Below are 12,349 nucleotides of genomic sequence, written 5' to 3'. Positions count from 1 at the left end.
GCCCAATGATAAGGTAGAGGATCTTTTAAAACAGCTTCCCGGCATACAGGTTGATAAGGATGGAAAAATAACCGCCCAGGGGCAAACGGTAAGTAAAGTATTGGTTGATGGCGAGGAGTTTTTTGGCGACGACCCCACCCTGGTAACCAAAAACCTGCGTGCCGATATGGTAGATAAAGTACAGCTTTACGATAAAAAAAGCGACCAGGCGGCTTTTACCGGCATTGATGATGGCATTAAAAATAAAACCATTAACATAAAACTTAAAGAGGATAAAAAGAACGGCTATTTTGGCAAATTGGATGCCGAAGGGGGTACCGGTAAATATTACCAGGAACAACTGATGTTTAACCGTTTTAAAGGCAAGCAAAAATTCTCGGTTTACGGTACTATCGGCAATACGGGTAAGATAGGCCTTGRCTGGAGAGACGAAAATAAATACGGCGGCACCGGCCTGGAATTTAGTGACGATGGCGGCTTATTCTTTAGCGGAGGTGGCGGCGAAAGCGACCTTGACAGCTGGAACGGCCGGTTTGAAGGACAGGGTATCCCACTGGCACGTACTGCGGGCGCACATTATGATACCAAATGGAATGCCGATAAACAATCGCTTAATGCCAATTATAAAATAGGATCAATTGATGTAGACGGAACGATAAATACATTAACCCAAAACACATTGCCGGGCAATTTTATTAACAGTAACTCCGACCAGAGCTTCCATAAATATATGTTCCGTCAAAAGCTTGATTTAACCTACCAGGTAAAACTTGATACTTCATCAAATCTAAAGCTGATGGTTGACGGTACGAATAAGCACAGCAAGGTTGATAACACTTACGCGGCAACAAGCTTACGCCAGGACGGCACTAAGCTAAACTCCAACAACCGCACGGTAAACAATGATATTACCGACAAAATATTTCACGCAAGCGCTTTTTACACCAAAAAGTTTAAAAAGGTTGGGCGCACGTTATCTGTAAACATCAGTGAGGCTTATAACGAGAGCGACGCGAAGGGCTTTTTAAAATCAAACACCACATTTTTTGATACATTGGGAAATGCCGCCAGTACGCAGGCTATTGATCAGCGTAAAACTACCCAAACTAAAAGCAATGTATTAAGCTCAACCGTTACCTACACCGAGCCCCTATCTAAAAAGTTTTCGGCAGTTATCAATTACGGCATCAATGTGAATAACGGAAGCTCAGACAGGCGCTCATACAACCAATCGGCCCCAGGCGTTTATAACGTACAGATCGATTCGCTGAGTAACGATTATAAGCTTAATCAGCTTTCCAATCAGTTTGGTTTAAATTTCAATTATAAAAGCAAAAAAGCCACTTTCAACTTTGGTTCAAAAGTAGCGACAGTAAATTTTAAACAGATCGACCTGTTTAATGATGCCAACACGCGCACGCGCAATTTTGTAAACTGGTTTCCGCAGGCTACCTATCAATACCGGTTTTCGCAGCAGCAATCTATCCGCATCAGTTATAACGGTAATACCTCGCAGCCAAATATCGACCAGATTCAGCCCGTAACGGTAAATACCGATCCGCTTAATATTACCCTGGGTAACCCTAACCTGAAACCATCTTTTACCAACCGTTTTTCATTATGGTATAACTCCTATAAAGTTATCAGCGACGAATCGCTATACATAGGCGGATCGTACAGTAACACCATGAACCCCATTGTGAGCAATGTGGTTACCGATACCGAAACAGGTAAAAGCATTTTCCAATCCTCAAACCTTAACAGGCAAACCATTAATATGGATGCCAATATTTACTATGGCCGCAAAATTCCGGTTGGTGGTATCAACGCCGGTGTAAGCGCAGATGCTAATGGCAACACTTACTACAACCTGTCAAACAATAAGCTCAATAAAACAACATCGTATACTTATTCTGCCAATTTTAACCTGTCAAAATACGTGCAAAAAAAATATAATGTATGGGCTTCTGCGGGTCCTGCCTATACACTTAACTCATCATCACTTTTGCCAAACGTAAACAATAATGGCAGCGGTTTTAATGCCAACGGCGGGTTTAACTTTTATTTGCCTGCAAAATTCTCTATTGGAAGTAATTGCTCATACCAATACAACGCCAAAACACAATCGTTCCCCGAAGATTTTAAGCGTACCACGCTGAATGCCAACATTGGCAAATCATTTATGAAGGACGAAAGTATTAAGCTAACTTTAAGCGGCAACGACCTGCTTAACCAAAATAAAGGATACAACAGGAGCGGGTCGGCCGGAATACTAACGCAGGAAAGATATACCGCTATCAAGAGATATTTTATGTTATCGCTTAGCTGGGATTTTAACCATGTTGGCGGTGGCGCAGCACCTAAAAAATAAAAATCATGAAAAACCTTATAATACTCACCACCTTTATAATTGCCTTTGGCAGCAGTGCAGTGTTTGCACAAAACAAGCATTTTACCATGAACGGCACAATTGAGTTTGAAAAAACCGTAAACATGTACGCTTTTTTTGAAAAGCAGATCAATAAAAACAATGAAGATTTTCTTCGCTCTGCTTTTGACTCCTACAAAAAAACGCAGCCGCAATTTAAAAAGCTTAAAAGCATACTAACATTTGCCAATAACAAAACGTTGTATACGCCTGTTGAATCGGATGCGCCGGAYAATGGTATTTTTGACGACAGCCCGGTAGTGAGCCAGGTAAATACTATTGCAGACGATTTTACCACCGGTTTGACTACCAATCAGAAAAAAGTATTTGAATCAACTTTCCTGGTGAAAGATACCTTGCGTAAAATAAACTGGAAATTAACCAACGAAACCCGCGAGATAGCTGGCTTTAACTGCCGCCGCGCCAATGCGCTGGTAATGGATTCTATTTATGTAGTGGCTTTTTACACCGACGATATTGCGGTACCCGGCGGACCGGAAACATTTACCGGCTTACCCGGGATGATATTGGGCCTGGCACTCCCGCATGAAAACGTTACCTGGTTTGCCACCCGGGTAAATGAAGTAGTTGTGGATGATAAGTCCCTTGTACCGCCAAAAAAAGGCAAAATGGTAAATAACCAGCAACTGACAGCAACCCTAAAAAATGTAATGAAAGATTGGGGCACCTATGCCAACGCTTATTTAAAAGCATTTACGTTATAGTAATAGGACCAGCCTAAGCCAGACTTACGAAGTAATTATAAATAGACCGTCATTGCGAGGTACGAAGCAATCCCTAACTATACAGAACCGCGCTCTGTAAGCCGGGGATTGCTTCGTGCCTTATAATGGCGTGTTTGTAAGTCGCTGATTTTCAATATACGTTTAAATACACTTCTCGTTGTGAGATGCAGTGATTGTTAAAAAAGGGCTGTCATGCTGAGCCTGTCGAAGCATAGCGGGTGAAGGCCTCTGCGCGCGACCCTTCGACAGGCTCAGGGTGACAGGGCCAATTACTCGCATAAGTAAACACGTCATCCCCATTTTTTTTCCAGGATCATCCTGGTGGATACTCGCAATGACGATTAGATATGTGCTCAAGTCTGCTATTTTGCCTATCCTACACCTATTTGCTGGGGGGCCTACGCGTTTGCCAGTGCTCTATCCAAATGTACGTAACCGCCATCAACATGTATCAATTGCCCGGTAGTATGGCTCGACATGGGCGACAGCAGGAACGCGGTAGTATTAGCCAGCTCTTCGGCTGTGGTCATGCGGTTGCCTAATGGTATTTTTGCTTCTATTTCCTGGAGTTTGGCTGCCGGATCGGGCAGGGTTTTTATCCAGTTTTCGTAAAGCGGTGTCCAGCATTCGGCCACCACAATCGCATTTACACGGATGCCGTATTTTAACAACTCTACCGCCCATTCGCGGGTTAACGCGTTACGCCCGCCGTTTGCCGCCGCGTAGCCCGATGTATGGCCCTGCCCGGTGTCAGCAGTTTTGGAGGTGATATTGAGGATAGCCCCTTTTGATTTTTTTAACTCGGGCAGCGCGTAATGTGCCATAAGGTAGTAGTGTACCAGGTTTTTATGCAGTGATGCCGCGAAGCCCTCATAGTCACCACTCTCCAATCCCACACCATCATTAACGCCTGCGTTGTTCACCAGGCCGTCAATCCGGCCATATTTGGCAACTACTGCATTAACAGCAGCCTCGCTGGCTTTAGGATCGGTAAGCTCGGCAACTACCTGGAAGGCTTTGCCTCCCGCAGCTTCAACTTTATGCACCACTTTAAGGTTATCTGCTTCGCTGCGGCCAACAATAATGGGTATGGCGCCCTCGGCAGCCAATACTTTAACAATACCTTCGCCGATGCCTTTTGCACCGCCTGTTACTATAATTACCTTATCTGTAAGTTGTAAATCCATGCTTATATGTTATAAAATATATCAATTCAAATTAATGGGAAACCGCCATACTAACCTTCTCTTTCACCCGCAGGTTTTTAACCGCAAAATAAAATACGAATAAAAAGCAGGCCGCCGGTACCAGGTAAGCTATCTGGATGTTGGTCATGTCAGACAGTTTGCCCATGATAGGTGGAAAAATAGCCCCGCCTACAATAGCCATAATTACCAGTGATGAGCCTTCCTTGGTTTTGGTGCCCAGGCCACGGATACTTAACGAAAATATGGTTGGGAACATGATCGACATAAAAAACTCTACACCGATTAAAGCAAACACCGGGAATTTGCCATGCAGAAATACCGATAGCAGAATAAGCAATACATTGGTAATACCATAAATGGCCAGCAGTTTTACCGGGTTAATAAATGTCATTAAAAATGTGCCAACTGCTCTGCCTGCTAAAAAGGCCATTAAGGCAGCGGTTAAGTAATAAGCCGCGGTTTTTTCATCCATGCCTGATACACGTTCAGAAAAACGGATAAAAAAGCTGCCCACGCAGGCCTGTGCGCCTACGTAAAAAAATTGTGCCGCTACACCAAAATTTAAATTCTTCTCCTTTAAAAGTGCAGCTGTGCGTTGAAAAAATGATTGGTTTTCATGTAGTGGTGAGCCTTCTCCTTCTTCAACAATTTCGGGTAAATGGGTTCGCCATAAAAGCGCAGTTACTATAAGCACACCCACAGCAATAACAATATAGGGTATTTGTACCGATGAGGCTTCTTTATTTAAATATTCATTCAGCTGACCAGGCGACATGGCCGATTCCTGCACAGCGGTAAGGTTTTTACCCGACAGGATAAAAATACCGCCGATTAGCGGGGCAAGGGCAGCCGCTAAACCATTAAATGTTTGTGCAAAATTAATGCGCTGGGTTGCGCCGGCAGGGTCGCCAATGGCTGTGATGTATGGATTGGCAGCGGTTTCTAAAAATGCTGCCCCCGAAAATATTACAAACAAAGCACCCAGGAAAAAAGCGTAATTCCGTACAATGGATGCCGGGTAAAACAAAAACGCACCTGCCGAAAAAAGGATCAGTCCTAATAAAATCCCGCCTTTATAGCCATAACGTTTCATAAACTGGGCTGCAGGGATAGGTAACAAAAAGTAGGCGATGTATGATGCCGAATCAATTAATGATGATTGCAGATCGCTTAACTGGCAGGCTTTTTTAAGGTGAGGTATCAATATTGGATTTAGGTTTAGCGCAAAGCCCCATATAAAAAACAGGGAAGTAATAAGGGTTATCGCTAAAAGGTCTTTGTTTTTTGCCATCGGATTTTTCTTATAATTAGTTTATTGGTTTTATTTTAATGCTGATTTGATATCCTTAATCGAAATGCCCAAAGTTTTCAGGGCGATACTATTCAGGGCCTTTTCATCCCCTGTAAAATGAAATACACTGTGTTTGTGCGTTAGCTTTTCGCCGGGCTTCAAAAACGCGGCGGGCGATACACTTTCAATTTCGTAAAAAGGCCCCATTTGCTTGCCATCTGCCAGCGGCCCGTCGTTATAGGCATTCACCGCGTCGCCGGTAAAGGGGGCGGTATCGGGTTTCCATTCCTGGTTCAGGTAATCGGCGCCGCTATCCAGGTCAAAAACTGTTAGGGTTAATACCTTGTTACTGGCATCATAGCTGCCTGCCATGTTTTTGGCGCGGTTTGGTGGGATACCTAGCTTCCCGCGCGATTTACCATCGGCCTTAAACAGCAGGATCCCGTTGCTGTAAGTGATCCGGTCTTTGGCTATCTCGCCAAAATAATTGGTGGTGGCTACTTTGCCGCTTGCTTTATCTTCATAAGGCACTACGATAACCGTTTTGGACGAAGGGCTAAACATATCCAGGTTCCATAAGCAGGGGGCGCCGGTTATTTTATCCCAGGCCTTATCGCCCGCGTTAATGATGGTGTTTACCGTGCTAAAACCTACAGATTTTACAGAATCATTTGTACTGATGCCCAGCAGTTGGTTAATCACCTCCGGCTCCAGGATCTCGATATCCCGCTCCAGTTTCATGTTAAGCTGTGTGCCCGCGTAGTTTTGCATTTGCGTGGCTTTAATCATGGATACCTTTTTATCCGATGAGGAAACGAGTTCCCAGCTTTCGTAATCAATTGCAGCGGGTGTATGCCAGTTATCAAACTCCATTTTGGCGCCCGGCTTGAAGAACAGTGAGAACCTGCCGCCTTCGGGGCCAAGCCACAGGCGGTCTTCACCACCATAGGCGTTCATATGCGGGTCGGGTTGTTTAAGATCGAAGGTTTTATAGTTTATCCAGCCGAAGCTATTGCCATCCAAGCCATCGGCTGTTGAGGTAAATACTTTGCCCTGGTATTTTGGGGACACGATTACGCGGGCACTGCTGTCTTTAGTTTTTAAAACCACAACAGTGCCATGTTTCTTTAAAAATTCCAGGTCGTACCTAAAGCTGCCTTTGGTAGCAGGCGGCATTAGCATGGTACATGATGCAAAGCCCGCAGCCATCAGCATAAAAGAAGAAATTTTTAAAGTCATCATCGCTTTACAATTTATGCTTGGGGTTTATACCGATGGTATTGATCATAGTGCCGATATTATCGATAGTAATAACCACCTCATCGCCCACTTGTAAAGTGAAGGTTGGCGGTGGCACCAGGCAGGTACCGGTCATTAAAAAGCATCCCTGCGGGAAATCACATTCGGCGTATAAATAACCCACCAGTTCGGTAGATGAACGCTTGATGCGGGATATGGTAGTTTCATCCTCATAAACAGCAAGGCCATCCCTTTTTATCACCAGCTTTATGGCCGATTCGCCCGGTATCGGGTTTGAGCTTACATATAAACAGGGGCCTAAAGCCGCGCTTTTTTCGTAAATCTTGGCCTGGGGGAGGTATAAGGCATTCTCACCCTCAATACTCCGCGAGCTCATATCGTTGCCAATGGTATAGCCCTGAATATTTCCATTAGAATTAATATACAGTGTCAGCTCCGGCTCGGGCACATTCCATTCCGAATCTTTGCGGATATAAACCTCGGCACCATGGCCCGAAACCCTTTGCGCTGTTGCTTTAAAGAACAACTCGGGCCTTGGAGCATCATAAACCTTATCATACAAACTTGCCCCGCCCGAACTTTCCGACTCCTCCATGCGGGCATCACGGCTTTTGAGGTAGGTAACTCCCGCGGCCCAAACTTCCTGCGTGCCGATGGGTGGCAGTAGTTGTCCATTTAAAAACTCGCGCTGCACATCGGCGCCCAGGGCAGTGGTATCATCTATGATCTCCTGAAGGTATGCGGCCAGGTTATCCCGGTTAACCAGCACGTCCCACTGGTCGTCAACAATATAGGCGGCCCCGGCATGTTCCAGGATTATTCCTTTGGTGGTTTTATATAGTTTCATCAGTTTACTTCCAGTTCGTCGCGTGAGGGTAATTTGGGAAAAGGGGTATGTGCTCCGGTTTGGTACCAGAACACGGTTGAGGCAATATCATCCTGCAAAGGCATGTACCGCCCGTCGTGCCGCCAGCCCAGGGCCTGTATGGTAACCTTCAGGCTTTTTTCAAAGCGGATGGGGTCAACAATATGCCAGCGGTATAAGCCGAAACGTTGGGCTATGTTATAATGCCCGTCGCCGCGGATCACCTGCGGCAGGCCGCTGTAGGGGGTGTTAAATTCGGTGTATTCGGTATGGTCTTGCTCTTTGCCGTTGGCATCCTTGTGGCGGGTATCAAAATCATATGATCCGCAGAAATAATCCTCCGTTCCGGTGCCGTTTATGGTAGGGAATTTGGTATCGCCATCCATAAAAAACTTGATCTCGCCCTCGCCCCACCAGCCATTTTTGTTGCTGCCATAGGCCAGGTAAGTACCCACATACTGCCCCTTGCCCACAATGCTATCTACCAAAACATAATCTTTTTTGTAAGGCAGTGGGTTGGTGCGGCGAAACTGCGCATGAAAATAACCGGCATCATCGGGGATGTCTGTCAATGTATAATCCACCTGGTAATACAGCACCATATCGTTATCGTCGATATTCTCCATGGTGATGCGGCATTTTTTACGGAAGGGCATAGGCCAGTAACAATTAAACGCGCTGCCCGGGTTCACCGCCACCGCCAATGACGACAGTGGCGAATATTTACCCCAACCCATGCAAAAGAAATCGCCTACCGGCACTTCAACCGAAGGTGTGGTTTCATCGTCCCAGTAAAAACGCAGGATGCTGTAGCGCCAGTTGCCGGTAGGTGTCATCCAGATATGCTGTATAGCGCCGCTCTCATTAATTTCGGCAATGGTGAAGGTTGTATGTTTTTTGATCACTACGCTTGGGCTTACCTTCCAGGTTTGGCCCAGATCGCGCGAGGCATTGCTGCCTGTGCCGGTGGTGGCCATGCCGCCCTTACCCTTCTCGCCCGTAAAATTCTCCGGACTTATCGATCGTGTTTTGGCGTCGCTGGTGCGGTAAAGGTTGCCCAGGCCAACGTCCAATCCATTAAATTTCTTTTGTGCAAACGCGGCAGATGATACGAGCAAAACAGACATGCAGCTTAATAAAAAAACATTACTTTTAATTTTTAACATATAGGTTATCTGTTAGTAAAAATCAATATTGCATTAATTGGTAAATGCAATACCTGTTTATTTGCTGTAAGGCCTGCTTCATGCACAATAAGTTAAAGCCGGTCACAATCATAAAAATAATTTCCGTTTAATATATCCTGCTTTATCAGCATAACATACAAGGATTTTAGCATTGGCATAGCCAGCCCCCTCTAAATCTCCGCCGGTAGGGCGAGACTTTTAATTGTAAGTTTTTAAGTCCCTCCCTCCCGGGAGGATTTAGGTGGGGCTATCCTTTTCTTACAAAAGCTAATTTACATTTATCAACAGGAGAAACCTCAACCCCAATAATAATATTAGTGTTACATACCGCGATCAGCCTAAAAAAACACATTTTTGTATATGCCGTTTACACTCATCCTTAATAACGTTGCCAAACATATCCACCTCACCAACGAGGAGCAGGCCATTTTTACGGCCATGCTTAAGCCCCAAACCATTAAGCGCAAACAATTTTGGCTTAGCGATGGCGATATCTGCAAACATTCGGCATTTGTAACTTCGGGCTGCCTGCGCGGGTTTACTGTTGATAAAAACGGCATTGAGCACGTGTTGAGCTTTGCCCCGCCAGATTGGTGGATGGCTGATATGTACAGCCTCATCAGCCAAAAGCCCGGGATCCTTAACATCGAGGCGCTGGAAGATACCCAGGTACTGCTGCTTAGCAAAACCAACCAGGAAAAACTATACCAGCAGATCCCCAAATTCGAGCACTTTTTCAGGGTACTGGTAGAAAACTCGCTGGTAGCCAGTCAGCAGCGCCTCATAGATGGTCTCAGTCTTACCGCCGAAGATCGTTACAACAACTTTTGCAAACGTTACCCAACGCTGATTTACACCCTGCCCCAAAAGCAAATAGCATCGTATATAGGGGTTACCCCTGAGTTTTTTAGCAGGATGAAAAATAGACACTAATTGCACAATTAAGGCGAATTTCACGAACCCTGACAAATAAGTGATGAGATTAGTCTCCGCCATGATTTGTGAAATTCGTATTAATTTGTGGAATTAGTGTTAATTCTTAACCTACATTAACTTCCTTTCCCAATGCCTGTAGTACCTTTATACCAACAAAAACTAAAAACATCATGGCACAAACCATATTACATAAGGCCAAAACACGGGGCCATGCAAACCATGGCTGGTTAAGCAGTTATCACTCTTTCAGCTTCGGCAGTTATTACAATCCCGATAGGATGAGTTTTGGCGCATTGCGTGTTTTAAACGATGATACTGTAGATGCAGGCATGGGCTTTGGCAAACACCCGCATGATAATATGGAGATCATCAGCATTCCCCTGGAAGGTGGCCTGGAACACAAAGACAGCATGAATAATACCGCCGTAATTAAAAATGGCGATATACAGGCAATGAGCGCCGGTACCGGTATTTACCACAGCGAATACAACCAGGATAAGGATAAACGCGTAAAATTTTTGCAGATCTGGTTATACCCCAACAAACGTAACGTTGAACCACGGTACGATCAGATCACTCTTGACCTTGCCGACCGTTATAACAAACTGCAGCAGGTATTATCGCCAAATCCGGATGATGCGGGCGTATGGATCCACCAGGATGCATGGTTTAACCTGGGTAAGTTTGATAAAGGGGTAACCGTTGATTACACCATCCACAAACCCGGCAATGGTGTTTATGCCTTCATTCTAAGCGGCGAAGTAGAGATCAATGGCCAAACTGTAAGCACCCGCGATGCTTTAGGTATCTGGGATGCCGATAAGTTCACCATCAGCGCAACCTCCGATGCTGAGTTTTTATTGATGGATGTGCCGATGAGCATATAAATGTGCAGATTTCAGATATGCAGATGCGCAGATGATAGATGGGAAATACAATAAAAACCTAAGTCATCTTAATGACGACTATAGAAATAGCAAATGGAACAAACAAAAATATTAGTCATCGGTCGCCATCCCGAAATACTGGCAACTGTAGTAAGGCTGGTAAACAACAACCCCGACTGGATGGCTACCGGCTGCCAAACTGATGATGAAGCCACCCGGGCTTTCGATGAGCAGGCATTTACACTGGTACTGCTTGGCGGCGGTATCGAACCGGAATCAGAAGACCAGCTGTGCGCTTATTTCCGTAATTGCAATCCCGAAATAAGGATTGTGCAGCACTATGGCGGCGGCAGCGGTTTATTGGCAGCGGAGATCTACGAGGCCCTGAAGTAGACGTTCCTGTTTTATTGTATCACCAGCTTACCCAATAGGTATAACTAAATGGAGATTTCTTATTCCACTGAAAGTATGTTGATTAACAGCAATAATTGCAAGCGGATAGTCTTGTTATGCCTGCAGCGGCAACGTAAACCAAAAAGTACTTCCTTCGCCTAATGTACTTTCGGCGCCAACGCTCCCATCGTGTTTTTTAATGATCTCGGCACTGATGTAAAGGCCTATCCCCAGGCCGGAGTACTGGCTGGCGTTACTGTGCCCCCTAAAATAACGGTCGAACACGAAGGGGATCTTCTCGGATGATATGCCGGGGCCCTTATCCGTTACCGACACCCGGGCCATGCCTTTGTCTTGTGCTATGCTGATATTAATCTCTTTGGAATCGGGAGCATACTTTATGGCATTATTAACAAAATTTACCACAACCTGTTCAATACGCCTGGCATCAGCTACTACCTGCAGTTCCATATCGCCGGTAGTGATCACTTTATAAATTCCGGCAACTTTGATATGGTTGTTGCTATCCTTAATAATGCGCGAAAGCGTGATAGGCGTTTTATCCAGATCAGCCTGGCCCTGGTTCAATTTACCTATATACAGGAGGTCTTCAATTAAATAGGTTACTTTATTAACACTTTTGTTGGCCCGGCTTATAAGGTCGTCCAGCTTTTCGGGCGACAGCTTATTTTTCATCGAGTAGATGATCTGCATAGACGATTTAAGGCTGGTTAAGGGTGTTTTAAGCTCGTGGCTTGCAATGTTTATAAAGTCGTCCTTTTGCTGTTGCAGCTGCTTAATCTCCTGGATGTCGGTAGCGGTACCTACCCACAGTTGCACCTGGCCCCGGTTGTCTTTTAAGGGAGCCATCCTGATGAGGTGCCAGCGGTATTCGCCGTCAAAGCGTTTTTCGCGGATCTCGTACTCCCSGGCCTCCTTACTATCAAGTATGGCCTGGAAACGTTGCAGGTTGTGGGCGAGATCGTCCAGGTGGATCACTTCGCGCCAACCCTGGTTTTTGGATTGTTTAATGGTAAGGCCGGTATAATTAAACCATTGCTGATTGTAAAAGTCAACCTCGCCATCAGCAGTATTTGTCCAGGCTATCTGCGGAATGGTTTGCATCATCTTGCGAAACCGGGTTTCGC

General features: G+C 45.3%; 11 protein-coding genes. 5 read left to right on the top strand and 6 right to left on the bottom strand.

Annotated features, from left to right (window positions below; translation table 11 throughout):
• Together AC1DPZ_RS14080 and AC1DPZ_RS14075 are read left to right on the top strand one after the other, a co-directional pair.
• On the top strand, window positions 1–2,371 hold a 2,371-nt coding region (locus tag AC1DPZ_RS14080), incomplete at its 5' end, for an outer membrane beta-barrel family protein (RefSeq protein WP_477404365.1).
• Between the two features lie 5 nt (window positions 2,372–2,376).
• Window positions 2,377–3,153 (top strand): GLPGLI family protein, encoded by a 777-nt coding sequence (locus AC1DPZ_RS14075; RefSeq protein ID WP_477404363.1) that lies wholly within the window; start codon window positions 2,377–2,379, stop codon window positions 3,151–3,153.
• A gap of 419 nt (window positions 3,154–3,572) precedes the next feature.
• On the opposite strand, the gene AC1DPZ_RS14070 is transcribed toward AC1DPZ_RS14075, so the two are convergent.
• The 5 genes from AC1DPZ_RS14070 to AC1DPZ_RS14050 are packed head-to-tail and all read right to left on the bottom strand — an operon-like array spanning window position 3,573 to window position 8,964.
• On the bottom strand, window positions 3,573–4,361 hold the full coding sequence (locus AC1DPZ_RS14070; protein ID WP_477404361.1) for an L-fucose dehydrogenase: 789 nt from the start codon (window positions 4,359–4,361) through the stop codon (window positions 3,573–3,575).
• Between the two features lie 31 nt (window positions 4,362–4,392).
• Window positions 4,393–5,673, bottom strand: coding sequence for an L-fucose:H+ symporter permease (gene fucP / locus AC1DPZ_RS14065; protein WP_477404359.1), 1,281 nt, complete (start codon window positions 5,671–5,673; stop codon window positions 4,393–4,395).
• Between the two features lie 30 nt (window positions 5,674–5,703).
• Entirely contained in the window at window positions 5,704–6,915 is a 1,212-nt protein-coding gene (locus AC1DPZ_RS14060) for a DUF6786 family protein (RefSeq protein WP_477404357.1), read from the bottom strand.
• 4 nt (window positions 6,916–6,919) lie between these two features.
• Window positions 6,920–7,780 (bottom strand): fumarylacetoacetate hydrolase family protein, encoded by an 861-nt coding sequence (locus AC1DPZ_RS14055; RefSeq protein ID WP_477404355.1) that lies wholly within the window; start codon window positions 7,778–7,780, stop codon window positions 6,920–6,922.
• Window positions 7,780–8,964: a glycoside hydrolase family 172 protein gene (locus tag AC1DPZ_RS14050; RefSeq protein WP_477404353.1), complete on the bottom strand. Its 1,185-nt coding sequence runs from the start codon at window positions 8,962–8,964 to the stop codon at window positions 7,780–7,782. The genes AC1DPZ_RS14055 and AC1DPZ_RS14050 overlap by 1 nt, the downstream gene beginning before the upstream one ends.
• 381 nt (window positions 8,965–9,345) lie before the next feature.
• On the opposite strand from AC1DPZ_RS14050, the gene AC1DPZ_RS14045 reads away from it, so the two are divergent.
• The 3 genes from AC1DPZ_RS14045 to AC1DPZ_RS14035 all read left to right on the top strand — a co-directional run bounded on the left by AC1DPZ_RS14045 (window position 9,346) and on the right by AC1DPZ_RS14035 (window position 11,201).
• On the top strand, window positions 9,346–9,918 hold the full coding sequence (locus AC1DPZ_RS14045) for a Crp/Fnr family transcriptional regulator (RefSeq protein ID WP_477404351.1): 573 nt from the start codon (window positions 9,346–9,348) through the stop codon (window positions 9,916–9,918).
• Window positions 9,919–10,091: 173 nt separating this feature from the next.
• The gene (locus AC1DPZ_RS14040; RefSeq protein ID WP_477404349.1) at window positions 10,092–10,808 is read left to right on the top strand and encodes a pirin family protein; all 717 of its coding nucleotides are present in this window, start codon (window positions 10,092–10,094) and stop codon (window positions 10,806–10,808) included.
• 93 nt (window positions 10,809–10,901) lie between these two features.
• Window positions 10,902–11,201, top strand: a complete 300-nt coding sequence (locus tag AC1DPZ_RS14035) for a hypothetical protein (protein WP_477404347.1) — start codon at window positions 10,902–10,904, stop codon at window positions 11,199–11,201.
• 114 nt (window positions 11,202–11,315) lie between these two features.
• Here the strand turns inward: AC1DPZ_RS14035 and AC1DPZ_RS14030 are convergent.
• Window positions 11,316–12,349, bottom strand: a 1,034-nt coding sequence (locus tag AC1DPZ_RS14030; protein WP_477404345.1) for an ATP-binding protein, incomplete at its 5' end; no start/stop codon positions are given.

The sequence above is a fragment of the Mucilaginibacter sp. P4_G9 genome, from assembly GCF_056400985.1.
The sequence above is the reverse complement of the archived record's forward strand: the minus strand, read 5'-3'. Positions and strand labels throughout refer to the sequence as shown.